Source organism: Streptomyces sp. NBC_01304 (assembly GCF_035975855.1).
In the GTDB taxonomy this organism is placed as follows: domain Bacteria; phylum Actinomycetota; class Actinomycetes; order Streptomycetales; family Streptomycetaceae; genus Streptomyces.
On sequence record NZ_CP109055.1, the window covers coordinates 9,872,167 to 9,895,370 of the forward strand.

Below are 23,204 nucleotides of genomic sequence, written 5' to 3' on the forward strand. Positions count from 1 at the left end.
GGAGCGCGCGAGAGGAGCACGAGAAATGACGCACGCGTACGTGGCCCCGGAGGATCTCCTCGCGCTGGTCCTCGCCACACCTCTGGAACGATGGCGCGCCGCGGCCCCGCCGGGCGCCGCCGAACTCACCGCGCGCCTCGCCGCCGCGGGCGCCCCCGGTGCCCGGGCCTACCATCGCGGCCCCGTCCGCACCCGCACCGTCAGCCCACCGCCCGGGTTCGCCGAGGCCGACAGCGTCCACCCGTGCGCCCGCGCGATCGACGCCACGAGCGACAGCCCGAGACCGGCCCCCTCGCCCGGCTGATGCGTACGCTCCGTGAGGCGGTGGAACGGCTCGAACAGGCGGGGCACGACATCCGGCGGGACCAGCGGTCCGGTGTTGGAAACCTCCAGCTCGGCAGGGGTGAGGGTGAGCGAGACCGTGCCGCCCGGACGGTTGTGGCGCAGGGCATTGGCCACCAGGTTGTGCACCAGGTGGTGGACGAGGACCGGGTCCCCGTCCACGTCGTACGGCTTCCCGTGTACGTCGACCGCGACGGAGACCTCGTACCGGCGTGCCTCGTCCGCGAGCCCCGCCACCACCGACTCGACGACTCCGACGAGCGCCACCGCCTCGGACCGCTCGAGCCGCCCCTGGTCGGCGACCGACAGGAGCAACAGCCCCTCGATCAGCCGCTCGCTCTCGTCGGCGGTCTCGATCAGCTTCGTGCGGATCTCCGCGACATTCGCCGGGTCGGGATCCGCGAGGCCGATCTCTGCTGCGGCCCGCTGCACGGCGAGCGGCGTACGCAGCTCGTGCGCGGCGTTCGCGGCGAACCGCTGCTGGGCCGTGACCAGCTCCTCCATCCGTCCGAGCATGGCGTCGAAGGTGTCGGCGAGGTCCTTGAGTTCGCCGGGGGGTGCGGACAGCGCGATGCGTTCGTGCAGGTTCTCGCCGGACAGCCGGCGTGCGGTCGCGCTGATCACCCGGACCGGGCGGAGCACCCGCCCCGCCATCCACCAGGCGAGGGCCACGGAGAGGATGACGAAGGCGGCCAGTGTGAGCAGGGACACGGTGAGCAGACGGCCGAGGGCGGCCCGGGCGGCGGCGCTGATCAGCGTGGCGGAGTCCTGGACCCCGTCGTGGGTCCCGTCGGAGCGGGGCTGGGGCGGAACCGTGTAACCGGGCTCGGTCTGGGCCGTGCCGTCCCTCGGCACCACCTTGGTGACGGCGGCGTTGATCTGGGCGTCCAGGCCGTGGCGCACGACGAGATAGACCACGCCGATCAGAGCCGCACCGGAGAGCGCGAGCAGCACGCTGTACAAGGCGGTGAGCCGGGCCCGCTCGGTGAGGCCGCGCCCCCTCACGCCCCGTCCCCGATCCGGTACCCCGCGCCCGGCACGGTCTCCACCGCCGGGGGCTCCCCGAGCTTGGCGCGCAGCTTGCTGAGGGTGACCCGGACCGCGTTGGTGCGGTAGCCGGTGTCCTCCTCCCAGACCTGCTCGACCAGATCCTCACCGCTCACCACTCCGCCGTCGGCCCGCATCAGGGCCTCCAGAACCGCGAACTCCTTGCGTGACAGGGGGAGTTCACGGCCCTCGCGGGTGGCCTTGCGGCGGCCGGTGTCCAGCGTCAGACCGCCGCGCCGAAGAACCGGCGGCAGTGCCGGGCGGGCGCGCCGGCCAAGGGCCAGAACGCGGGCGAGCAACTCGTCGTACGCGAACGGCTTGGTGAGGTAGTCGTCGGCGCCGAGCCCGAGACCCTCGACCCGCTCGCGCACGGCGGAGGCGGCCGTCAGCATCAGCACCCGGGTGAGCAGCCGCTGCTCCACGACCTGCCGGCACACCTCGTCACCGTGCACACCCGGCAGATCGCGATCGAGGACCAGCACGTCATACGCGCCGAACTCGAGCTTGCGCAGCGCCTCGCGGCCGTCGCCCGCGACATCCACGGCCAGCGCGGCCCGGCGCAGCCCCTTGGCGATCATCTGGGCAAGAAATGCCTCGTCCTCCACAACCAGTACTCGCATGAGGCCCTGTCTACCCGATATGCACCTTTCGTCGCTGTTACGTGACGAGGGCATGCGCGACGTTCCTGATCACTGGCGGCTGATCGTGCGGGTGACGCCCGCCGCGATCGTCGTCGCGAGGACCCAGCCCGTGATGATCAGGGCGTAGGCCAGCCACTGGAATCCCGTGCCGGTCGGCGTGTACGCGCTTTCCTGGCCGAAGTCGATGATCGGCAGCAGCAGGTCGAGTGTGTAGACGAGCGCGTTGAAGGCCGGGGCCTCGTCGGGTTTCAGGGCGCGGGGGTGCTCGGCCGTGTAGGCGAGCGTGCCGATCAGCAGGAGCGAGAACAGCCAGGCGGCAGCGCGGACGGGGCGGAAGCCGTAGCCCACGGCGGCGTCCTGGACGTATCCCCACAGGCGGGCGTAGGGCGGCAGAGTGGAGCGGTGCCGGCGCTGCTTGGCGAGTTGGACCGTGCGGGCCGCGCCGTCGTCGCCGATGCGGCGGTAGGCCGTGGTGAGTTGTTCGTACGAGAACGGGATGTGGCCGTCCTTGTCCCGCCACAGCAACGCCAGTCGTCGCTCGGCCGGCTCGTGCGGGGCGAGTGTGGTGTAGGTCAGGCCGTCGAGCCGTACCTCGTCGGGCCAGGTCGCCGGGGTGATGTGGAGCAGATCCAGCTGGGCGCGGCGCAGTGAGACCGTGCCCCGGATGGGCCGGGCCTCGCGGAACCAGAGCTCACCGGCGACCAGGCTGCTGGCGCGCAGAGCCATGCCGCCCGGGTTCGCAAGCGATGCGTGGGCGAAATTGAGCTGGCCCGGTATGCGGGCACCGCGCAGATTGATCCGGCCGTTCGAGACGAGCCGCATCGCGTGCAGATCCGCCCCGACGCTGAGGGTCGATGCGTGCAGGGTGGTGTCGGTGGGGTTGTCGAGCCGGGAGTCGCTCAGGTCGAGTGTGCCCGCGATGGCCGCTCCCTTGAGGCAGAGTTCGCCGTTGGCCGTCAGGTACCGGGCCTTGAGGTCGGAGCCGACCGCCAGGCGGGTGCCGCGCAGGGCCGTCCCTGCGGGGCAGTCGAGGCGCGCCTCGTCGAGGTCGAGGGTGCCCGCGATGCTCGTGCCGTGCACACGGAAGGTGCCGTGCACGGTCAGGCCGCGTGCCGAGAGATGGTCCTCGATCACGGCGCCGTTGAGCTGCAGGACGTCCTCGCGACGTCGGTTCGGGGCAGGAGGGGCGGGCGTGCCGGGCGGGGCGGGTGCGTCGTCGGACTCCTGAGCGGGCTCGCCGATGCGGGCACGGTCCAGGAACACCGCGCCCGTGATCCGCGCCCCGGCCAGACGTACGGGGCCGCGCACCCGGCACAGGGTCATACGCAGCGAGTCATCGAGCCTGAGCGAGGTGGCATGCAGCGACGGCAGGACGGAGACGCCGAGGCTGAGCCGGCGCAACTGGGCGCCGTACAGGTCGACTTCCTCCTCGAAGTAGCACGCCCACAGGTGGACGGGGCAGTCGACGGTCGCGTACTGGAGGTCGAGCCGGCCCGTGATCCTGGCGCCCGTCACCTTGAGGACGGCGGTTTCGCCCGCCGTGCGGGGCCCGTTGAGCAGCAGGGTGCGCAACACCTCGGCGCGCAGGGTGCGTTCGGGTCCCCAGGTACTCCCGGCGGTGGCTTCTTCGCCGGGGGCCGTACGGAAGTCGACCTCGGTCCCGCGCGGAAACGCCTGCCAGACCTGCAGTTCGGCCGGGGTCAGCTCGTCGATCTCCATCGCGCGACTGTGGCCACGCGGGTCGGTTCTTGTCAACGGGGCTGCGGTTCGCGGCCCGGCGTGCCCGATGCAACTGTCCTTCCAGCAGCACCCTTTGGAAGCCTCGACGGCGGTCAGCGGGGTCGCCACTTCCTCCAGGGACTTGCCTTCGGCGTTCACGCCGAGCAGCAGCTCGACCGGCCCTCCGGCGATCATGATGGCGCCGCCGGATGCGCGGTGTGGCTGGACGCGCAGACGCCCGACCGCAACGGCTCGGGGCTCGATGGGCCTGTCTCTCGGCAGTCGCGGGGGCTTCCTGCGGGGCGAGGCGGGTCCGGTCGGCGGATGCCGCTCGGCCGAGGCGGCGTTGAACGTCCTCAGGGCTCTTGCTTTTCCCTAGGGCTCTTGCTTTCCCGGACGCCATACGTACCGGACGTCCGGCTCCCGTTCCTCGTTGCGCCGGCCGTCGGTGCGCTCCGCCTCGACGAAGCCGTGCCGTTCGTAGAAGCGACATGCGGGGGCGTTGACCTGGAACGTCCACAGAGCCAATCCGGCCGGACGGCGCTGCTTGGCCAGCTCCACGAGACGGTCGCCGATGCCGTGGCCGCGCCACGGAGGATCGAGATAGAGCTGCTCCAGGTCCGCGCCGTCCAGCACCATCAGTCCGACGACCGCGCCTTCGACTGTCGCCACCCAGGTCTCCTGGCCGGGCACGACCACTTCCCGGAACCACGAGCGGACTTGTTCGTCCGTATGCGCGCGGCGTACCTGCGGAAGCGCCGCGGAAAACGCACGCAGCCATACCTCGGCCACCGCAGCGGCATCGGAGTCGGTCGCACGGCGGACGGCAAGGTTGTTGATCTCCACAGCGGCGCATGCTCGCAGATACGCGCTGTGGCCGCACGCGGATTCCGTGAGTTGCCGTGTGTGGCGGTAGGACCGCTCCGGGTCGGTCCAGGCGGTGGTCAGTCGGCGGGCTGGGCGTGGGAGAGGAGGAACTCGGTCGCCGTGGCAATCGCTTCGGCAGAGGTGCCGTGGACGGCCTCGGACTCCGCGTACTGCAGGTCGGCGGCGGTGGCGGTGTACCACCAGGCGTCGGCGTCGATGTCGTGGTGGATGGCGGCAGTTCCGCCGGCATAGGTGAGCGGGATCGGTTCACCGGCGGGCTTCTTGGTCACGGCGTGGGGCCACTTGAGGCGGGCGGACTGGCGCTTGATGCCGCCCCAGGCGGCGCCCAGCTGGGTGTAGCTCGCACCGCTGCGGCCGGCGACGGTGGCGGCGCTTTCGGCGAGACGGTCGACGGCGCACTTGGCCTCGTACAGCGCGCGCAACAGGGCGAGTTGGACGTCGGGGGCGGGGGTGAGGGCCGGGTCGAAGGGTTTGCCGGCGGCGCGGTACGCCTGGGCGCGTGTCGAGATCCGCTCGGCCAACGGGCGGACCGCGTCCAGTACGTCGTCGTCCATGGCGAAGGAGTCGCGCTCGTCGAGCTCGCTCCAGGCGGGCTCGACCATGGTCATGACGCTGGTCCAGAAATCGCCGTCGGTCCGGTCCGGGGTGGGTATCGCCGGTATCGCCCTGAGATCCATGCGACAAGTATCCCTGTCGTGAGGCATATTGACAAGAGAAACTGTCAAACCTGCGTATGACAGCTTTGGTTGTCGTCCGCAGGTCGGGTGGGGAGGGGGCGGCGAATGGGCGGCGCGTCACGACTCCGCCCAGGTCGGACGTCGCGCGAAGTGGACCAGTACAGCCATGACCATGAGGATGGCCGTGATCCCGCCGAGCGTCATGACGGCCGACGGGGAGGTGCGGTCGACGACAACCCCGCCTGCCAGCGCGCCGAACGAGATCGTTGCCTGGAAGGAAGCGGTGAACAGGACGGAGGCGGCCTCGGGCGAGCCGGGGGCGGCCTTGGCGAACCACGTCTGGGACGAGACCGGCACTGCCCCATAGGCGACGCCCCAGATGATCAGCAGGGCGGCCGCGCCGATCTTCCCCCGGCCGAGTACGGGCAGCAGAAGGGTGGCTGTGGCGATCAGGCCGGCGGCGAGGCCGAACGTCAGACGGGGCCTGCGGGCGACCATGGCGCCGCCCAGGAAGTTGCCCGCGATTCCCGCCGCTCCGTAGACCAGGAGGAGAACAGTGATCAATGGGGCGCTCGCGTGGGTGACCTTCTCGAGGAAGGGGGTCACATAGGTGTAGGTCCCGAAGTGGGCCAGGACGATGAGGAAGGTGAGGACCAGCGCGAAGCGGGTGCTCACGCTGCGGAACATGCCGCGCAACACATCCGGACGGGTGGCCCGGACGGAGGGCAGCGGCGGTACCACCATCAGCAGCATGATCAGCACGCCGACGCTGAGGGCGCCCATGACGACGAACGCCATACGCCAGCCTGCGACGTCTCCGATCAGGGTGCCGGCCGGTACACCGAGCACGGAGCCCAGGGGGACGGCCGAGAAGATCACCGCCGTGGCGCGCCCGACGGACTCTGCGGGGACCAGGCGTTCGGCCAGCCCGGCTCCGATCGACCAGAAGCCGCCGATGGTGACGCCCACCATGACCCGGGAGACCAGTACGAGCCAGTAGTCGGGGGCAACCGCGGCCAGAAGATTGGCCAGGGCCAGCAGGGCCATGAATACGCACAGCATCAGCCGCCGGTCGATGCGTGCGGTCGCGATGGTGACAAGAGGCGCCGAGATCGCCGCGAGGAACCCGGGCATTGTCATCATCAGGCCTGCCATCCCGTCCGAGATGGTGAAGCTGGACCCGATCGAGGTGAGCAGGCCGATCGGCAGGATCTCGGTGGTCACGATCGAGAAGATCCCCAGCATCACCGACACGACGGCCGGCCAGCCGAGCAGTGGCGATGGCGATGGCGATGACGATGACGATCGGGTCGGTAATCCGCTTCCGCCGGTGCGGGCGGCGGCAGTGGTTGTCGGGGCCATGAATTCCGCCATGAAGTCCGTCCTCTGAAGGGCCTTTCGCTGTGTGACGAGTTCAGCAGGCATGGCTGAGTTACGGCTGGCAGGCATGCGACGTAACCCTGAGTTCTAAGTCCCTGCGGCGGGTGGCGGAGGAGATCGAGCGGCTGCGAGCCGCGCCGGGGGACGGCAACATCACGATCGGCGGCGTCAGCCCCGGGCGCCCCGGGAGCGCGGCGTTCTGTCAGAGGTGAGGCGGCCTCGCCGACCACGACCGCAGTGCTGCGATGACCAGGCCCCGAGATCCGCCGCTTACGGATGCCGGGGCCGGCCGGCCGCCCGGGTCGGGCGATGTCCCTCGGGGCTGGTCTTGTCGGCGTTGCCTCACGCACCCGGTCCGTAGAGCCCGGCGATGTCCTCGGAGCCGGCCCACCGGCTGTAGGTGGGTGACTGCGGCCAGCCCTCGGGGGAGTCCTGCCACTCCTCCTGCCGCCCGTACGGCAGCAGGTCGATCAGCGCGAAGCTGTGACTGAGCTGCTCGGTGCCCCGGCCGTTGGTGTGCCAGGTGCGGTAGACGGTGTCGCCGTCGCGCAGGAAGACGTTGACCGCGAATCCGCCGCCGGGCGGTGCGTCCACGTCGGTGCCGAACGGACTGTTCGCGGTGGAGTACCAGGTCATCTTGTTCCCGACGCGCTGCTTGTACGCGATGGCTTCGTCGAGGGGGCCCTGGGTGACGATGACGAACCGTGCGTCGTAGACCTGCAGGAAATCCAGCCGGGTGAACTGCGAGGTGAAGCCGGTGCAGCCCGGGCACTGCCACTCCTTGCCGGGAAACCACATGTGGTTGTAGACGATCAACTGGGGCTTGTCGCCGAAGAGGTCGGCCAGCCGTACCGGTCCTTCTTCGCCCTCGAGGGTGTACTCGGGCATCTCGACCATTGGCAGGCGGCGGCGTTGGGCGGCGATCGCGTCGAGTTCCCGGGTCGCGGCCTTCTCCCGGGCGCGCAGGTCGTCGAGTTCGCCCTGCCAGGTCTTGGCATCGACGACGGGCGGTAGCGCCTTGGCGGTCATGAGGTCCTCCTTGGTGCACGGTTTACGGCGTGTACGTGTAGACCGTGCGCTTTCGTCGAACTCATCGCTCTGCGGCCAACTCCGTCGGGTCGTGGCTGTCCCTGCTCGTACTTCGAGCTTCGAGCTCCCAGCGTCGTGCGTCGGCCTTCGGCTGAGGGGCAGCACGCCGGACAGCACGGCTACGCTCACGACGGTGATCAACACCGGTCACGAGCAGCAGAAGGAGGTGTGCGCGTGGATCTCACCGGGCGCACGGTGGTGGTCACCGGAGCAGGGCGTGGGTTCGGGCGAGCGGCGGCCTTGCAGGCAGGTCGGCTGGGTGCGCGCGTTTTCGTGTCCGCGCGGTCGCCGGCCGCAGCACAGGGAGTCGCCGATGAGGTGGCGACCGATTGCGGGGCGAAAACCGAAGCATTCGCCTGCGATCTGTCCGACCCGGCCTCCATACGGGCCTTCGCGGAGGGAGTCACCGCCCACACCGACCGCGTGGACGTGCTGATCAACAATGGCGCCCGCTACCTGGAAGGTCCCGACCTGTGGGACGCCGACGACGACGCGATCGCCGACACCATCGCTTCCGGAGCCACCGGCACACTGCTGACGGTCAAGCACTTCCTGCCGCTGCTCCGCGCCTCTGCCGGGGCGGACGTCGTCAACCTGGTCTCCTCGGCCGCGGAAGCCCGGAACCACCGCTCCCAGGCACACGCCGCGTTCTACGCGGCCAAGGCCGCCCAGGCCGGCTTCGCCGACATCCTCTCCCACCGGCTCCGCCCCGAGGGCATCCGCGTCATCTCGCTCTACCCGCCGGACTTCATGGACGGCGACCCGCTCCACCCCACCTGGGACCAGACTTCCCGGACCGCAGGCGACCCGCTGACCGCCCAATCCGTGCTCGACTGCGTCCTGTTCGCGATCGGCCAGCCGAGAGACTGCTTCATCCGCTCCTTCCACTTCGAGCAGATGCAGGGGTAGATGCCGGTGTGGACGTCCGCTCAGCTGCCGCGTCAGAGGGAGCGCAGCCGGGCCAGGGTCTGCGTGAGCTCGTCACGCATCGTGTGTCCGGCCGTCTCCGCATCGCCCCGGACGACACTGTCCACGAGCAGGGCGTGCCCGTCGTCGCCGTGCTGGGGGTCGCCTGCGCGCAGGTCGAGCAGCTCCACCAGGTCGATCAGGCCCTCGCGCAGTACCGGCACGAACTCGGTGAACAACGAGGTGAGGACCGGGTTGTGGGCCGCGCCGACCACCGCGGCATGCAGCGCGATGTCGGCGTCGACGAAGTCCGGTGTGCTGCCGGCGCCCGCCGCCCGGCGCGCCTTCAGGGCCGCGCCCAGCACCGGGAGATCCTCGTCCGTGCGGCGCTGAGCCGCCAGGCGGGCGGCCTCGACCTCGACGATCATCCGCACTTCGTAGACGTCGGCGACCGCCGCCTGACGGAGCTCGGCGGACCAACTCTCCTTGGGCTTGGTCGCGATGACGAACACGCCGGCTCCCTGCCGCGCCCGTACGAGACCGGCCTCGGCCAGCGCCCGCAGCGCCTCGCGGACCGTGGAACGCCCCACGCCGAGGATCTGGGCGAGCTGGTTCTCACCGGGGAGCTTGGTGCCGACGGCCCATTCGCCGTGGGTGATCTGCTCGCGCAGACGGTCAACGGCCTGCTCAACCAGGGGAGTTGGCCGCAAGGAGCCCAGTGGCATCGACGTACACCTTCTTCGCTTCTTCTTTACTTCTCAGGTTGTCTGAGGACCTGAGCTGTGGTTACTGTACCGGCATGTCGCCACGTCAGCTTCTTCTCGGCTGCCGCTGCGGGGCTTGACCGGACCGGCACCCCGCAGCGGGTGCCGTGCTGCGCCGGTCGTCGTACGGACGACTGAAGGTTGTACCGCTCATGACTTCTCCAGCATCTCCGACATCTCCAACTTCTCCGGCTGCGGCGGCGTTTCCCACCCTGCGCACTCCGTCCGGTGCCGTCCCCGCCACGGCGCCCCAGTGGAATCCGCAACGCCCCAGCGCCATGCCGCACCACCGCTACCGGCCCGCGCACGACCGGGTCGCCCTGCCCTTGACCGACCGGACCTGGCCGGAGAACCGCCTCGAGCAGGCTCCGCTGTGGGTCCCCGTCGACCTGCGCGACGGCAACCAGGCGCTGGCCGAGCCCATGGACACCGCGCGCAAGCGCCGGATGTTCGACCTCCTGGTCACCATGGGCTTCAAGGAGATCGAGGTCGGCTACCCCTCCGCCAGCCGGACCGACTTCGACTTCGTACGCCACCTCGCCGAGAGCGGCGCGGTGCCCGACGACGTGACCGTCTCGGTCTTCACCGCGGCCCGCCAGGATCTGATCGACCGGACCATGGACTCGATCGAGGGGCTGCCCCGCACGCTGGTCCACCTCTACACCGCCACCGCCCCCACCTGGCGCGATGTCGTCCTGGGCCGTTCCCGCGGCGAGCTGCACCGCCTGATCCTCGACGCCGCCACGCACTTGGTGCGGCGCGCCGAGGAACGTCCCGGCGCCGACATCCGCTTCGAGTTCTCGCCCGAGGTCTTCAACCTCACCGAGCCCGACTTCGTGCTCGACGTCTGCAACAGCATCACCGACCTGTGGGAGGCGAGCCCGGACCGGCCCGTCGTGCACAACCTGCCGGCCACGGTGGAGATCGCCACCCCCAATGTGTACGCGGACCAGATCGAGTACATGCACCGCCACCTGGCCCGGCGTGACGCCGTCATCCTCTCCGTCCACCCGCACAACGACCGCGGCACCGGCGTCGCCTGCGCCGAACTCGCCGTCCTGGCCGGGGCGCAGCGCGTCGAGGGCTGCCTGTTCGGCAACGGCGAGCGGACCGGCAACGTGGACCTGGTCACGCTGGCCCTCAACCTGTACGCACAGGGCGTCAACCCGATGATCGACTTCTCGGACATCGACGCCGTACGCGAGGTGGTCGAGCGCTGCAACCGGCTGCCGGTCCACCCGCGCCACCCCTACGCCGGCGACCTCGTCCACACGGCGTTCTCCGGAACCCATCAGGACGCGATCTCCAAGGGCCTGGCCCACCACACCGAGCGGGCCGCCGCAGCGGACGTACCGCCCGGGCAGGCTCCGTGGGAGGTGCCGTACCTGCCCATCGACCCGGCGGACATCGGCCGTACGTACGAGGAGGTCATCCGCGTCAACTCCCAGTCCGGCAAGGGCGGGATGGCGCACCTCCTGCAGACACACCACGGCCTGGACCTGCCTGCCACGATGCGACCCGACTTCTCCCGCACGGTGCAGCACTCCGCCGACGCCGGCGGGCAGGAGCTGACGCACAAGGACCTGTGGGAGCTCTTCCACGCGACGTACATCGCGCCCTCCGGGGGCGGCCCGCTGACCCTGACGGCCTGGAGCACCGGCGAAACCGCCCCCGGCGTACACGAGTTCAGCTGCACCCTGAATGCCGACGGCCGGCAGAGCGCCCACCGGGGCACCGGCAACGGCCCACTCGCGGCGCTCACGGACGCGCTCCGCACGGCGGGCATCGCGCTCGACATCGTCACCTACGCCGAGCACTCCACCCGCACCGGCCCGGGCAGTCCGGCCGCCGCCTACGCCGAATGCCGTGTGGACGGGGCCACTTGGTGGGGCGCCGGGCTCGACACCTCCATCCTCGCGGCCTCGGTCCAGGCCGTCCTGGCAGCCGTCAACCGTGCCCGGCAGGCCTGACCGTGCCCGCGAACGCAGTGGCACACGCCGACCGGGTGAGCGTCATCCGTACGGGCCGTCCGATCCTCCAGGAAGTGTCGCTGACAGTCCGCCCCGGGGAGCATTGGGCATTGCTCGGCGCCAACGGGGCGGGCAAGAGCACGCTCCTCGGCCTGCTCGGCGCGCTCGCCCACCCCACGCACGGCACCGTACGGGTCCTGGGACACGAGCTCGGCCGGGTCGACATGCGCCAACTCCGGTCGTACGTCGGCCATGTGGACCCGCGTCACCCGCTCCGCTCGCCCCTGCGCGTCCGCGACGTCGTCCTCACCGGCGCGACGAACACCGTCGAGCCGGTCCCCCGATGGCATCCCACGGCCGAACAGACCGCACGGGCCGGGCACTTGATCACCTTGCTGGGCCTGGGCGAGCGGCGCGAGGCACGCTGGCCGACCCTTTCGCAGGGAGAGCGAGGCCGGGCCCTCATCGCACGAGCGCTCATGCCGCGTCCACGCCTGCTGCTCCTCGACGAACCGGCGACGGGCCTGGACGTGCCAGGCCGGGAACAGCTCGTCGACCGGATGGACCTGCTCCAACACGCCTACCCGCAGCTGTCATCGGTGCTGGTCACCCATCACCTCGAGGAACTGCCGCCCGGGACGACCCACGCGCTGCTGCTGCGCGACGGGCGCGCCCTGGCCGCGGGCCCCGTCGAGACGGTGCTGACCGACGACCAGCTGGGCAAGTGCTTCGACCACCCGATCCGGGTCGCCCGAAGCGAAGGGCGCTGGAGCGTACGGACGGGGCGCCCGGGCCGGCTGTGAGGTGGCCGGCCTCAGGCAGGTCCCGAGGTCACCGGGCGAGCATGAACTCACGGTTCAGCTGACGTTGGCCGTAGACGGGTCCAGCGGGCGGCGTCGGGGTCTTCGGCGGACACGAGAACTCCCTTTGCCGGTAAGTGGATTGGCCCCCGCATGCCGGGGCTATTGGCCGGTCACGAAGTAGCGCGGGCCTCGGCCGCGACGTGCTCGCTCGACGGCGTCCAAGCGGGCGAAGGCCGCCTCGCCCATCAGTCGCCGCCACTCGCTGAGGTCGTGGATGGCCCAGAGGTCGTGCTCGGACGGATCGAGGCGGATCCGGCTCAGCTGTTCGGCGGTGAGGCGGCCGCCGTCGAAGATGAAGCCGATCTTGCCCAGGGGTACGCGGGGCCCGGGATGCAGGTAGTGCGTCAGCAGCAGGCGCGGTGTGCCGTGGCCGAGTTCGAGTCCGGTCTCCTCGACTGCTTCGCGGCGCGCTGTGTCCAAGGGATCCTCGCCGACGACGTCGGTGTTGCCGCCGGGGAACTGCCACAGGCGGTTGCCGTACACCGAGCGCAACTGCACCGGCCGGTCGTGCTCGTCGCGGATATACAGGCAGCCGTACACCGTGTGATGGGGCACGGTCTGCACGTACTCGGCGGGTGCCATCGGGAGGGGCCGGCCGCGCCGCCCGGCCCGGTGATCGAATGCGAACGCCAGGACGCCGAGGGCCTCCTTGTCCGGCGGGTAGATGCGCCGGAGGCTGACGAGTTGCTCGGCGCGGGAGGCGTCAGGGTCGACGCGTGCAGGATCCTCCACGTCGAGAAGGTCGTCGAAGGAGGCGTACGCGGTGATCTGCTGGACAACGACGTCGAGTTCGCGACCGCCGCCCTGGTAGTGGTCCCGGAAGACGATCGTGTCCCCGACTCCGACGTCACTCTTCTTCCTGTTGGCGACGCGCACTTCGATCGTCTTGCGTCCCGACTCCACCTGGTCGTAGTAGTGCGTGAGCAGGTTGAAGCGGTGCTGCCGGGGCGCGTTGGCCGAGGTGGAGTCAAGGTGCCGGGGGACGGCGTACGTATCGGCCGGCACGGGTCGTGAACCGGCGGTCGAGCGGCCGGTCCGTGGTGTGGGCCCGGACCGGTGCGGGCCCCGCAGGACCACGAAGGCCAGCCCTTCGGTGTCGTGGCGCTCGGCCTTCGCCCAGCGGTCCTGGAGCTGGGCGAGTTCGTCCTCGTCGAGTGCGATCTCGCGCCGTTCGGCCGGGGTGTCGGCGGCGAGCGGCGTGATGATCACGAGGGCGCCACCGGGGCGTAGGCGACGCCCCAGCGCGTGCACCGTCTGATCGCGGTGGTGGAGGAAGGGGTAGACGAACCGCAGGGTGATCAAGTCGTAGCCGTCGGCGTGCGGCGGCTCGAAGTCCTCGCTTCCGACGTCGCAGCGCAGCCACCGGACGGTCGTGCCGTGCTCGGCAGCGGCCTCGGCCAGAGCGGTCTCGGACCAGTCGACGGCGTCCACCGTGTAGCCGAGCGTGGACAGATGGGCGGCGAGTTCCCCCACCCCGCAGCCGACGTCGAGGGCCCGTCCTTCGACAGGCGGCGGCACATGCGTGGCCAGCAGCGACCGTTCGTCGTCGCCGAGCGGGCGGTAGCGGTGGCCGTCGGCGTAGCCGCGGTCCCAGTCGTCCTGCGTGGTGACCATGGCAGGGGCACGTCCTTCCCGGTAGCGGTTGCCTCGTACAGGCAGAGGTGAGGGGTGGTCGGGGCGTGGCGCGAGCAGGAGCAGGGATGGTCTCCGCAGCAGTGCGGGCATACCTCACGACCCTCTTCCGGCGAGGTCACGCGGGGTCCGCCATGGTGGGGGACGCGGGACGGGGAATGCCCGGAGTGGGGGCGTACTGCGCGGCCTGAGCGGTGAACATCGCGGCGTAGCGCCCGCGGGCGGCCATGAGGTCGTCGTGGGTGCCGTGCTCGGCGAGGCGACCCCGGGTGAGGACGTAGATGCGGTCGGCGTGCCGGACGCCGGACATGCGGTGGGTGACGAGCACCACGGCCCGGTTGGGGGCGGCGAGTTGGCGGATCCGATTGAACGCCTCGATCTCGGCCTCCGGGTCGAGCGCGGAGGTGGGCTCGTCCACGATGAGGATGCTGTCCGCCTGCGAGGTGGTGCTGCGCCAGTGGGTGCGGGCCAGTCCGACCTTCTGCCATTCACCGCCGGAGAGTTCCACGGCTCCGCGGAACATGCGGGCCAGCAAGCTCCGCAAGCCGTCGGTGAGTTGGGCGATGACCGGGCCGGCTCCGGCGTAGTCGACGGACGCCTCCAGGTCCTTGGCCGAGGGGGCGTGCGAGGGCCGGCCGAGCCGGATGTTCATCGCGGCGGTCACGGGCCAGCGTTGGAAGTCCTGGGTGAGCAGCGTGACGCGCTCGAAGACCTGGGCGCGGTCCAGGCCCGCGACGTCCTCGTCGCCCCATCGCATGGTCCCGCTCTGGGGCAGCAGCAGGCCCGAGAGGACCTTCATCAGGGTGCTCTTGCCGGAGCCGTTCTCACCGACCACGGCGGTGACCGAGCCCATCGCCAGCGTGAGCGACACGTCGTCCAGAGCCGGGCGGTCGCGGTCGGGGTAGCGGTAGGTGACCTGGTCAAGGACGATCCGGTCGAGCCGACCGGGGACTTGGGCTCCGCCCTCGGGGATGGCCCGCCGGGCCGCCTGGGCGAGGAAGCGTCCGTGATCGCGTACGTACAGGGACTCCTCGTGCAGCTGGTTCACATTCATCACCAGGGCGCCCAGGCCGGCCGAGCCGGAGCGGACGGCGATGACCGCGGTGCCGGCCACGGCGAGGCTCATGTGCCCGCTCATGATCAGCAAGAACATGGTTCCGTACGTTGCTGCCATGGCCAGTCCGGACAGTGCGGCGGCGACCCACTCGGTCAGGGCCTTGCTGGAGGCAAGCCGTTCCTGTTCGGCCTCGGCGCTCTCGGCCATCCGCCGGTAGCGGCCGAGCAGGAAGCTGCCGACGGCGTGCAGGCGCACTTCCTGGGCGGCGGAGCGCTCGGTGAGCAGGTTGCCGATCAGGCGACTGGCCCGCACATGCTCGACCCAGCTCATCACCGACACGTACCGTTCCTGTGCCACCCGCATGGCGCCCCAGCCGCGCGGGGCGGCGATCAGGAGCAGCAGCGGCAGCAGGGCCGGGTGCAGCACGGTGAGCACACCGGCCGTGGTGATCAACGAGATGGTCCCGTTCAGCGCGGCGACACAGGCCCCGATCATGCGGCGGGCGGAGGTCGGCCCGTACTGGGCGATGTCGACGAGCCTGCGGAAGTCGGGGTCGTCGATGGCCTCCAGCTCGACGGAGACGGCAGCGGCCAGATACTGCGTGGTCGCGATCCGCTCGACGAGCGGCTCCAGACGCCCGGCCCGGGCGGTCGACCACGCGGCCAGGGCGGAGTTGACGACGGCGACGGCGCCGACGGCGAGCAGACCGGGCAGCAGGTCGTGCAGCCGCTGGGCCGTGCTGCCGGTTCCGCCGAGCAGGGCGTGCATCACGGCGTTGATGGCGAGCAGGCCGACGGCCGCGGCGATGCCCTGACCGATCTCGCTGACCGTGACCGCGACGAGGGCGCGGCGGTCGGCCGTCCACGCGATGCGCAAGGTCGCGCCGACCAGGCTCGGCATCGAGCGCAGCGCGGACATCATGGTCAAGTCGAGGGTGGCGTGCTCGTGTTGGGACCAGCCCATGTCGTACCGCAGCGGTCCGCCGAACAACTCCCGTTCGGCGTCGGAGATCTGGGGTTCGGCCATCCGCACCCGTCCGAAGAACCTCTTCACAGGGCGCCTCCGACACTCGGCCAGTTCAGCGCCCGGTACGAAGGGCCTTCGATGAGCATCTGGAAGATGGCGGCGGTGTACGGGTGGCAGTCCCGTGGCGGCTTCTCCATCGACACCCAGAACAACCCTTCGTGCTTGTGCGGTTCGGCGTTGTACGGCTCACCGGTCCAGGACTGCGCCACGAACACGGCGGTGATCCGGTCCCTTCCCTCAAGGGTGTGGTGATGGACGAGCCCGCAGAACTCCTGCTGGTCGGCCCGGATATGGACCCCGGTCTCCTCTTGCGCCTCACGCCGTGCGGCGCGGTCAAGTGGTTCGCCGGCCTGGAGGTGGCCGCCCACTACGGTCAACTGCCCCGGCGCAAGCTCCGCATCGGGCTTGCGGCGTACGCACAGCGCGGCTCCGCTCGGGCGCAGCAGAACCTGGGCGACGTCCGCGATCAGCAGGTGAGGGTCCATGCTCATCGCCTCCCCTCCTCGGTCAGCCGCTGAACGGTGCGCCGCCCGCGAGCCGTCACGCACGCGTCGCCGAGACGCGGGCCGTGGGCGAGGGCGCCGGCCGCGTCCGCCGCGGTGAACGCCAGGAGTGCCTGTTCCTCGCGGGCGGTGAGGCGGCGTCCATATCCGGCGAACAGCGCGGCCCGCAGTTCGGGGTGCTCCGGCCATACGTCGGTGGCGAGGTGCACGAAGTCGGCCGCGAGCGGCCCGGGGGTGCTGCGCTCGAAATCGATCAGCGCACAACGATGTCCGTTCCAGAGCATGTTGCGCTCCCGGAAGTCACCGTGGCGAAGCCCGGCGGGGAGCGGGCCCAGGGTGGGGAGGGTGCTGACGATGCGGCGGAGCAGGTCCGCTTCGGGGGTGGGGAGCTGGGTGCCGGCTGCGGTGATGTGCTGCTCGAGGCTGCTGACCGTGGCCTCGGCGGCGTTCACGGTGCTGGTGCTGGTGCTGGTGCTGGTGCCGGTGCTGGTGCTGGTGCCGGGAACGGGGTCGGGGTCGGCTTCGGCCCGGTGGTGGGGCAGCGCGTCGTGCAAGCGGCGCAGGAGTCGGCCGGCCTGTTCGTGGGCGGCACGGCGGCGGGCGGGCGAGATCTCGTCTGAGGTCTCGTTGTCGAGGGGTTCCCCGTCCACGGCGGTGAGGATCAGGGCGAGGTGATCGGCCGAACTCTCCCGTAGAGAGGGGGCGTTGGCGTAGCCGAGTCGGGGGACGGCCTCGCGGTAGGCGCGCGTTTCGCGGGTGTAGAGGACCGGTTGAGGCGCCACCTTCACGAAGTGGCGGACGGTGCGGTTTCCCACCTCCCATACCTGTGAGTTCGTCCGCGCGTGGGAGGCATCGCGTACGACGTGGATCGGCCCCAGGACCGATGCCACCCAGCGGTCCAGTGGCGAGGGAAGGCTCCCGAATTCGGTCATGCCAGGTACCTCGTATCCGGTCGGGACCCGTCGGCGAAGAACCCGGTGCAGACGTGAGCAGGGCGAGCGGAGGTACGCGAGCGAGGAGCGACATTTTCGAACGCAGGATGAACGAGCGCAGGGCGATGCAAGCGGTACATGTGTGGTGCTCCTCGGGGCGCGATGCGGACAGGTGATCGGGTAACGGGGTCTTTCCTGTCACCGTCACGGGTGCGCGGGGGCGAAATCTAGAACCGGATTTCGAATAGGGCGGTGGCCCTTGATGTGGCTGCGGGTGCCGTGCCGTGATGCTGCGTTCGATCACTCATGTGGGTTTGGGTACGCCCAATGGGGGATTGCGGAGACGGGGCAGCGAACGCGGTGAACGCGGTGAGGGTGGGTGAGTGCGCCGGTTGCCGGCGAGGGCCGACGTCGGATTCAGGATGGTCCATGCGGATTGATGTCGGCCCGCATCGCATCGCGACACCGTCCGAACTCTTCTTTGGCCGCCCGCACATGGGCGTCGTAACGGTCGGAGTCGGGTTCGTCGTCACGCAGCCCGTCGCGGATGGCGTTGCGGAAGGCGCGAAGGGTGCGGAAGTAGGTCAGCGCCGGCCCTGACACGCTGCCGGGGGAGTAGAGCTCGAGGCGGTGCCGTATCTGGTAGCAGCGCGCGAAGATCTCATTGGCCGCAGCGCGGCGAGCTGCGTCTGCCAAGTCGCGGTTGCCCGCGACCCCTGAGAGCTCCCACCTCGCCTGGGAGAGCACGGTGAGGTAGTCGGCGTATATCTCACGTCGCGTTCTCAGTCACTCGGACTCGGTGTCGCGCCGGTCCTTACGGATCTCCACGAAGAGCGCGGTGCTCATCGCGATCGCGGCACCCAGCAGCGTGGCAACGAGAGTTGTCCATTCCACAGCGTCACTCCAGACCCGGAGCATCTCATGTACATGGCGATGTAGCTTCTCACTCGGGGCGGCGGAACTTGACCTGGCGGCGCAGCGATCCGGGCTGCGGGATGGGGTGTCAATGAGTCGTGCAGTGGAGAGACGGATAGTCCGGCTGTGGACGGCCGCGGGACTGTTGTTCGTTGCCGCAATGGTTTTCTACGCCTTGGCCGCTCTCGCTTTGATGATCCCCAGCGAAATGGACGAGATGTGTGCCCTCGGCACGCTGTCGGACGATTCGGCGAGGCCGATCGCAGGCCGCTGGGAGGAAGGCTGGTTCCCTCCGCACGCGACGTGTGTTCTTAAAGACGGCACGGTGGTGCGCGTGATTGAACTGTGGTGGCACGCGGTCATGATTGCTGCCGTGGCCGGCTCCGGGGTCTGTGTCGTGTTGGCTCGACGCGCTGAGCTTCGGCTGAAGGTGACGGGCGAGCGCGTCACCGAGGATCTGCCCGGGTGATCACGCGCCACATGATCGACGTAGGGGCCGCTGGAAGCACCCATCGCTGGGGATCATGGAGCGAGCTGACCGTGCACAGGGCAATACGCCGATGGAGACGACGACAGAGCTGGTCAGGGCCGCCAGCGGATGGACATCAACAGCCCTGATCGGATGGGCCACTTGCTCTCCTCGCCGCTTCAATTCGTCCGGCGGCGTGGTCCTGCCGATGAGTTCACCGTCCTCGACCGGTCTACCCAGCGACACGACCGTTCGCGACAGGAGTGCCATGTCCACCATCCAGCCAGTGATCGTGACCGCCGACCACGACGTTCTGCTCGGCTTCTACACGAAATTGTTCGGCGCGGAGGAGATCTTCCGGGTGCCGGAGGAAGGCCCGGCCTTCTACGTCGGCTTGCGCATCGGTGACACCGATCTCGGGCTGGTGGCCAAGGCGGACGCGGGGACCGGGGCGGTGTCGCGGATCCTGCTCAGCATCGGTGTCGACGACGTCGACGAGACGCTCGGCCGGGTGGAGGCGCTGGGCGGCTCGGTCGGCGGCGGCGCCAACGACATGCCGTGGGGACAGCGCGTCGCCCACATCCAGGACCCCGACGGCAATCCGGTGAACCTCACTCAGCCGATCCCGGTCCGGTGACGCCGTGCCGGGGCCGTCATCGGCGCGTGCGGCGCGAGCCGTGCGGTTGCCGCTCTGTCGCTGGATCGAAGGCAATTGACGCTGCGTAACCGTCATTCCGAAGCGTGAGCAAGCGGAACGAAACCACCATCAATGGTGATCATGGACACAGGGTTCAACTTTGAACAGAAGTGGATCAGTCCGATAACGTCCCATACATCCGGCCCGGGGTGATCAACCGGCGTCGGAATGAGGAGAGTTCATACAGGGGGAAGAGGCCGACGGGGGGCCGTAAGTTTCCACGCCTCCGGCCGTGCCGCGTCGATGAGTGCCTCAACCCCCTGGCGTATCACGCAAGGGAAGAGTTTACGTGCACCACAAGACCATCCGGATCGCCACCGCGACCGCCATGGCCGGCCTCACCCTCGGCCTCGCCACCACCGGGGCCTCCGCGGCCCCCGCCGACGGTGGATCCGCCGCCGCGGCCGCTGACATCGTCGAGAGGGCCACCGGCACCGGGGACATAGCACCCTCGGCCCCGGCGGCCGGCACCCCTGCGAAGTCCGTGATCCAGACGCCCGGTGGCGCCGTGACCGTCACTGCCCCGGAGCAGGCCGACGGCACTTTGACGGCCGGCGCGAAGGACGGCTCCCGGCTCGGCTTCGGTCTCCCGGTGACGGACGGCGTGCGGGCGGTCAAGGCGGGTTCGGGCACCGTCGTCTACCCCGACGCGGGCCGGTCCACCGACCTCGCGATCCAGCCCACCGTCGACGGCGGTGCGCGCACCCTGGTCACCCTCAAGGACCAGGCCGCCCCCACCACCCACCGCTTCACCGTCCACCTGCCCGACGGCGCCGACCTGTCCGAGGACGGCCGCGGGGGCTACGAGATCACCCGGGAGGTCGACGAGGGCGTGCGCGTCACCGTCGGCACCGTCGAGGCGCCCTGGGCCAAGGACGCCAACGGCAAGCCCGTGGAGACGAGTTACCGCCTCGACGGGGACGGCATCGTCCAGACCGTCGAGGCGAACGAAGGCACGGCCTTCCCGGTCGTTGCCGACCCCAAGTTCACCTGGGGGATCGTGACCGGTACCGCGTACTTCAGCAAGGGCGAGACCAAGAAGATCGCGGACAACGGTGCGCTCGCGGCCATGGGCACCTGGGCCCTGCCGCCCGGCCTGAACGTGTACGTCTCCGCGCACGCCGCCGCCATCACGACGACGGCCGTCAAGGCGAAGAACGCCAAGCGGTGCATCAAGATCAAGTTTGCGGCAGGTCTGTTCCTGCCCGACCAGTACTCCGGCGGATACTGCAAGTAACCGCTCGGCGCGGAAAGGCACTTGGCAATGAACGGTATGTGGTTCGTGTACTCCGGAGCCGCAGCGGTCCTCCTCTCGGCCCTCGCCCTCATGGTGGCGGGGCGGCCGGTTCTGCCGCTGCGGCGCGACCCGGTCGCGCTGGGCATCGGGGCCGTCGCCGCGGTCGTCGTGGGCATCCTCGCCGTGACGCAGCACGCGGAGCCGGCCGCGGCCTGGTCGAGCGCCGCGCTGTGGCTCACGGGTGCGGCCACCGGAGCGCACGCCCTTCGGTACGCCGTGACGTCCCGGTCGGAGCGGTGACCGCACCGCACGCCGACTGACGACTTCCGTCGGCAACTCCCGTGTGATGGACGGTCGGTGCCTTGCCGTACGAAGGTGCCGACCGTCCGGTCGCGTGCCGCAGGGCGGGTAATTCGGCGTTGTTGCGTGGCCGCGCTTCGGGAAACGTACGCCAAATCGGGGAGACGATGACCGGTCGCACGTGCTGAACTCTGCGGCATGGAGAACTCGCGCCACCTCGACTGCCTCGCCGCAGACTTCGCCCGCCTGCGGGCCGTCGCCGCCACGAACCTCACGGCCCCGGTGCCGAGTTGTCCTGGCTGGACCGTCGGCGACCTGGCCCGCCACGTGGGCCAGGTGTATCTGCACAAGACCCTGTCGATGCGCGACGGCGCCGAGCCCGACCCGTGGCCGCCGCGGGAACTGGCGGACGAGGAACCGCTCGCGCTGCTCGACCGTACGTACGCCGGGCTGATCGCGGAGTTCGCTGCCCGCAAACCGCAGGACCCGGCCGGGTCCTGGTACACCCCGGACCCGACCGTCGGGTTCTGGATCCGGCGGATGGCCCAGGAGACGGTCATCCACCGGATCGACGCGGAGCTCGGCACCGGGGAGCCGGTCGCGCCGGTGCCGGCCGATCTCGCCGTCGACGGCATCGACGAGCTGTTCAAGGTCTTCGTGGCGTACAGCGTCGCCGAGTGGGGCGACTACTTCACCGACATTCTGGGAGCGTCGCCCGGCCGTACGTACACGATCCGTGCCGCCGAAGCGGCGTGGCGGATACGCACAGGCCCGGGCCTGTTCACCGTCGAGGACGGGCCCGGCGACGCAGCCCCGGACGTGACGGTGAGCGGCTCGCCGGCGGACGTGCTGCGCTGGGCGTGGAACCGGGAAGCGGCAGGCGAGCCGTCCGGCGTGACGGTGGTGGGCGCCGCCGAGGCGATCGAGGAGCTGCGGCGCTGCATCGTCGTGGCGAGCCAGTGAACTGCTGACGCACAACTCCCCGGCGAACACCGGCCGCACGTCGGCCGCGCCGCCGAGGCCGACGATGCCGACGAGGGACGGCACGGCCGGTCGCCGGTCAGCGGAAGACGGCGCTGTGCGCGGTGGCGAAGTCGTCGAGGCCCCGGGCCGGGCGGCCGAGCAGGCGGGGGACGGCGTCGGAGACGCGGGAGGCGTGGCCGGCCCGGTAGATCTCGTAGAGCTCCAGGAGTCCGTCGACCGTCCAGGCGTCGACGCCCGCGCCGAGCATCCCCTCGCGGACCTGTTCGGGCGCCACATCGCGATAGCTGACCTCGTGGCCTGCCGCCTTGCCCAGACCGGCCGCGATCTGTGCGTGGGTGACGGCCTCGGGGCCGGTGAGTGTGTAGACCTGGCCGCTGTGGCCGTCGGTGGTCAGGACGTGCGCGGCCACGTCGGCGATGTCGCTGCCGTCCACGTACGAGACGGCCCCGTCGCCGCCGGGCACGGCGAGCACACCGGCCTTGATGGAAGAGGCAAGGGAGATGAGGTTCTGGAAGTACGTGCCCGGCGCGAGCACCGTCCAGTCGGCGACACCCGAGGACTTCAGATGGTCGAAGGCCGTCACATGGGCCACCGCGAAGCGGCCGTTGGGCGGGCCCTGGTCGACGCCGACGACTGAGTGCAGGACCACCTTGGGGCCGGCGCCGGAACGTATGACGGCATCGAACACGTGGCGCTCGTACTCGGCCATCTGTGGATGGGTGCCACACAGTACGTAGACGGCTTCGACCCCGTCGACCGCCGCGTCCAGCGACTTGGGGTCCTCGAAGTCGGCGGTGGCGAGTTGCACGCCCGCATCCCAAGAGTCCGGTGCCTTGGCGGGATTGCGGACGAGGGCACGGACCTGCCGGTCCTGGGCCCGGAGGGCGGAGACGAGTAAGGAACCGACGGTGCCGGTGGCACCCGTAACAAGAATCACGACTGTTGTCCTCTCGCTCTCATGGCGATGGTGCATTGAGGCGTGACTGCGGCATGACTCCGGCGGAACCCGTAATTCCCTTGCTGAGCAGGGGTGTTCGCGCAGCGAAGAGTCCGCGCCGACATGGCGCTCGCACTGTAAAGGCTGCCGTGAATGTCCGGAAGAGGGTCATCTTGACGCGGATGAACCACTCCCTGCCGACGTATTGATCGATTCCATGCCGTTGTAC

General features: G+C 70.1%; 23 protein-coding genes. 9 read left to right on the forward strand and 14 right to left on the reverse strand.

What is annotated here, in order from left to right:
• Positions 1 to 168: 168 nt before the first annotated feature.
• The 6 genes from OG430_RS44045 to OG430_RS44070 all read right to left on the reverse strand — a co-directional run bounded on the left by OG430_RS44045 (position 169) and on the right by OG430_RS44070 (position 6,559).
• Complete coding sequence (locus OG430_RS44045; RefSeq protein ID WP_327358292.1) at positions 169 to 1,347, reverse strand: sensor histidine kinase; 1,179 nt, start codon at positions 1,345 to 1,347, stop codon at positions 169 to 171.
• The gene (locus OG430_RS44050) at positions 1,344 to 2,009 is read right to left on the reverse strand and encodes a response regulator transcription factor (protein ID WP_327358293.1); all 666 of its coding nucleotides are present in this window, start codon (positions 2,007 to 2,009) and stop codon (positions 1,344 to 1,346) included. The genes OG430_RS44045 and OG430_RS44050 overlap by 4 nt, the downstream gene beginning before the upstream one ends.
• A 69-nt stretch (positions 2,010 to 2,078) precedes the next feature.
• Positions 2,079 to 3,944, reverse strand: a complete 1,866-nt coding sequence (locus tag OG430_RS44055; protein WP_327358294.1) for a membrane-associated oxidoreductase — start codon at positions 3,942 to 3,944, stop codon at positions 2,079 to 2,081.
• Positions 3,945 to 4,124: 180 nt separating this feature from the next.
• The gene (locus OG430_RS44060; protein ID WP_327358295.1) at positions 4,125 to 4,595 is read right to left on the reverse strand and encodes a GNAT family N-acetyltransferase; all 471 of its coding nucleotides are present in this window, start codon (positions 4,593 to 4,595) and stop codon (positions 4,125 to 4,127) included.
• Positions 4,596 to 4,693: 98 nt separating this feature from the next.
• Entirely contained in the window at positions 4,694 to 5,314 is a 621-nt protein-coding gene (locus OG430_RS44065; protein ID WP_327358296.1) for a hypothetical protein, read from the reverse strand.
• Positions 5,315 to 5,431: 117 nt separating this feature from the next.
• Complete coding sequence (locus OG430_RS44070; protein ID WP_327358297.1) at positions 5,432 to 6,559, reverse strand: MFS transporter; 1,128 nt, start codon at positions 6,557 to 6,559, stop codon at positions 5,432 to 5,434.
• On the opposite strand from OG430_RS44070, the gene OG430_RS44075 reads away from it, so the two are divergent.
• Positions 6,531 to 6,704 carry a hypothetical protein gene (locus OG430_RS44075; RefSeq protein WP_327358298.1) on the forward strand — a complete coding sequence of 58 codons (174 nt, stop codon included), beginning with the start codon at positions 6,531 to 6,533 and terminating at the stop codon, positions 6,702 to 6,704. The two genes, OG430_RS44070 and OG430_RS44075, sit on opposite strands and share 29 nt — an antisense overlap.
• Positions 6,705 to 7,036: 332 nt before the next feature.
• Here OG430_RS44075 and OG430_RS44080 read toward each other — a convergent pair whose 3' ends face one another.
• Positions 7,037 to 7,723 (reverse strand): DUF899 domain-containing protein, encoded by a 687-nt coding sequence (locus OG430_RS44080; protein WP_327358299.1) that lies wholly within the window; start codon positions 7,721 to 7,723, stop codon positions 7,037 to 7,039.
• Between the two features lie 234 nt (positions 7,724 to 7,957).
• Between OG430_RS44080 and OG430_RS44085 the strand changes: the two genes are divergently transcribed.
• On the forward strand, positions 7,958 to 8,692 hold the full coding sequence (locus OG430_RS44085) for an SDR family oxidoreductase (protein WP_327358300.1): 735 nt from the start codon (positions 7,958 to 7,960) through the stop codon (positions 8,690 to 8,692).
• 32 nt (positions 8,693 to 8,724) lie between these two features.
• Here OG430_RS44085 and OG430_RS44090 read toward each other — a convergent pair whose 3' ends face one another.
• Positions 8,725 to 9,414 carry a FadR/GntR family transcriptional regulator gene (locus OG430_RS44090; protein ID WP_327358301.1) on the reverse strand — a complete coding sequence of 230 codons (690 nt, stop codon included), beginning with the start codon at positions 9,412 to 9,414 and terminating at the stop codon, positions 8,725 to 8,727.
• A 191-nt stretch (positions 9,415 to 9,605) separates the two neighbouring features.
• Between OG430_RS44090 and leuA the strand changes: the two genes are divergently transcribed.
• Both leuA and OG430_RS44100 read left to right on the forward strand, forming a co-directional pair.
• Positions 9,606 to 11,423 carry a 2-isopropylmalate synthase gene (gene leuA / locus OG430_RS44095; RefSeq protein WP_327358302.1) on the forward strand — a complete coding sequence of 606 codons (1,818 nt, stop codon included), beginning with the start codon at positions 9,606 to 9,608 and terminating at the stop codon, positions 11,421 to 11,423.
• A gap of 2 nt (positions 11,424 to 11,425) precedes the next feature.
• The gene (locus OG430_RS44100; protein WP_327358303.1) at positions 11,426 to 12,226 is read left to right on the forward strand and encodes an ABC transporter ATP-binding protein; all 801 of its coding nucleotides are present in this window, start codon (positions 11,426 to 11,428) and stop codon (positions 12,224 to 12,226) included.
• Between the two features lie 159 nt (positions 12,227 to 12,385).
• Here OG430_RS44100 and OG430_RS44105 read toward each other — a convergent pair whose 3' ends face one another.
• The 5 genes from OG430_RS44105 to OG430_RS44125 all read right to left on the reverse strand — a co-directional run bounded on the left by OG430_RS44105 (position 12,386) and on the right by OG430_RS44125 (position 18,132).
• Positions 12,386 to 13,900, reverse strand: coding sequence for a methyltransferase domain-containing protein (locus OG430_RS44105; RefSeq protein WP_327358304.1), 1,515 nt, complete (start codon positions 13,898 to 13,900; stop codon positions 12,386 to 12,388).
• A 136-nt stretch (positions 13,901 to 14,036) separates the two neighbouring features.
• Complete coding sequence (locus tag OG430_RS44110; protein ID WP_327359471.1) at positions 14,037 to 16,001, reverse strand: ABC transporter ATP-binding protein; 1,965 nt, start codon at positions 15,999 to 16,001, stop codon at positions 14,037 to 14,039.
• Positions 16,002 to 16,024: 23 nt separating this feature from the next.
• The gene (locus tag OG430_RS44115; protein ID WP_327358305.1) at positions 16,025 to 16,492 is read right to left on the reverse strand and encodes an NUDIX domain-containing protein; all 468 of its coding nucleotides are present in this window, start codon (positions 16,490 to 16,492) and stop codon (positions 16,025 to 16,027) included.
• Positions 16,489 to 17,436: an aminoglycoside phosphotransferase family protein gene (locus OG430_RS44120; RefSeq protein ID WP_327358306.1), complete on the reverse strand. Its 948-nt coding sequence runs from the start codon at positions 17,434 to 17,436 to the stop codon at positions 16,489 to 16,491. The genes OG430_RS44115 and OG430_RS44120 overlap by 4 nt, the downstream gene beginning before the upstream one ends.
• Before the next feature lie 417 nt (positions 17,437 to 17,853).
• Positions 17,854 to 18,132 (reverse strand): hypothetical protein, encoded by a 279-nt coding sequence (locus tag OG430_RS44125; protein ID WP_327358307.1) that lies wholly within the window; start codon positions 18,130 to 18,132, stop codon positions 17,854 to 17,856.
• 379 nt (positions 18,133 to 18,511) lie between these two features.
• Here OG430_RS44125 and OG430_RS44130 point away from each other — a divergent pair, with 379 nt between their 5' ends.
• From OG430_RS44130 to OG430_RS44150, 5 genes are all read left to right on the forward strand, one after another.
• Positions 18,512 to 18,820, forward strand: coding sequence for a hypothetical protein (locus OG430_RS44130; protein ID WP_327358308.1), 309 nt, complete (start codon positions 18,512 to 18,514; stop codon positions 18,818 to 18,820).
• A gap of 268 nt (positions 18,821 to 19,088) precedes the next feature.
• Positions 19,089 to 19,457: a VOC family protein gene (locus tag OG430_RS44135; RefSeq protein ID WP_327358310.1), complete on the forward strand. Its 369-nt coding sequence runs from the start codon at positions 19,089 to 19,091 to the stop codon at positions 19,455 to 19,457.
• A gap of 349 nt (positions 19,458 to 19,806) precedes the next feature.
• Entirely contained in the window at positions 19,807 to 20,754 is a 948-nt protein-coding gene (locus tag OG430_RS44140) for a hypothetical protein (protein ID WP_327358311.1), read from the forward strand.
• Positions 20,755 to 20,781: 27 nt separating this feature from the next.
• Positions 20,782 to 21,054, forward strand: coding sequence for a hypothetical protein (locus tag OG430_RS44145; RefSeq protein WP_327358312.1), 273 nt, complete (start codon positions 20,782 to 20,784; stop codon positions 21,052 to 21,054).
• A 198-nt stretch (positions 21,055 to 21,252) separates the two neighbouring features.
• Complete coding sequence (locus tag OG430_RS44150; RefSeq protein ID WP_327358313.1) at positions 21,253 to 22,017, forward strand: maleylpyruvate isomerase family mycothiol-dependent enzyme; 765 nt, start codon at positions 21,253 to 21,255, stop codon at positions 22,015 to 22,017.
• 97 nt (positions 22,018 to 22,114) lie between these two features.
• Here OG430_RS44150 and OG430_RS44155 read toward each other — a convergent pair whose 3' ends face one another.
• The gene (locus OG430_RS44155) at positions 22,115 to 22,975 is read right to left on the reverse strand and encodes an SDR family oxidoreductase (protein WP_327358314.1); all 861 of its coding nucleotides are present in this window, start codon (positions 22,973 to 22,975) and stop codon (positions 22,115 to 22,117) included.
• Between the last annotated feature and the right edge of the window lie 229 nt (positions 22,976 to 23,204).

Excerpts from the sequence above, each read along its gene's own strand:
- OG430_RS44050 (WP_327358293.1), bottom strand. The coding sequence starts at position 2,009 with ATGCGAGTACTGGTTGTGGAGGACGAGGCATTTCTTGCCCAGATGATC.
- OG430_RS44055 (WP_327358294.1), bottom strand. The coding sequence starts at position 3,944 with ATGATCGCCGGAGGGCCGGTCGAGCTGCTGCTCGGCGTGAACGCCGAA.
- OG430_RS44065 (WP_327358296.1), bottom strand. The coding sequence starts at position 5,314 with ATGGATCTCAGGGCGATACCGGCGATACCCACCCCGGACCGGACCGAC.
- OG430_RS44070 (WP_327358297.1), bottom strand. The coding sequence starts at position 6,559 with ATGCTGGGGATCTTCTCGATCGTGACCACCGAGATCCTGCCGATCGGC.
- OG430_RS44080 (WP_327358299.1), bottom strand. The coding sequence starts at position 7,723 with ATGACCGCCAAGGCGCTACCGCCCGTCGTCGATGCCAAGACCTGGCAG.
- OG430_RS44090 (WP_327358301.1), bottom strand. The coding sequence starts at position 9,414 with ATGCCACTGGGCTCCTTGCGGCCAACTCCCCTGGTTGAGCAGGCCGTT.
- leuA (WP_327358302.1), top strand. The coding sequence starts at position 9,606 with ATGACTTCTCCAGCATCTCCGACATCTCCAACTTCTCCGGCTGCGGCG.
- OG430_RS44105 (WP_327358304.1), bottom strand. The coding sequence starts at position 13,900 with ATGGTCACCACGCAGGACGACTGGGACCGCGGCTACGCCGACGGCCAC.
- OG430_RS44110 (WP_327359471.1), bottom strand. The coding sequence starts at position 16,001 with ATGGCCGAACCCCAGATCTCCGACGCCGAACGGGAGTTGTTCGGCGGA.
- OG430_RS44115 (WP_327358305.1), bottom strand. The coding sequence starts at position 16,492 with ATGAGCATGGACCCTCACCTGCTGATCGCGGACGTCGCCCAGGTTCTG.
- OG430_RS44120 (WP_327358306.1), bottom strand. The coding sequence starts at position 17,436 with ATGACCGAATTCGGGAGCCTTCCCTCGCCACTGGACCGCTGGGTGGCA.
- OG430_RS44130 (WP_327358308.1), top strand. The coding sequence starts at position 18,512 with ATGGTTTTCTACGCCTTGGCCGCTCTCGCTTTGATGATCCCCAGCGAA.
- OG430_RS44135 (WP_327358310.1), top strand. The coding sequence starts at position 19,089 with ATGTCCACCATCCAGCCAGTGATCGTGACCGCCGACCACGACGTTCTG.
- OG430_RS44145 (WP_327358312.1), top strand. The coding sequence starts at position 20,782 with ATGAACGGTATGTGGTTCGTGTACTCCGGAGCCGCAGCGGTCCTCCTC.
- OG430_RS44150 (WP_327358313.1), top strand. The coding sequence starts at position 21,253 with ATGGAGAACTCGCGCCACCTCGACTGCCTCGCCGCAGACTTCGCCCGC.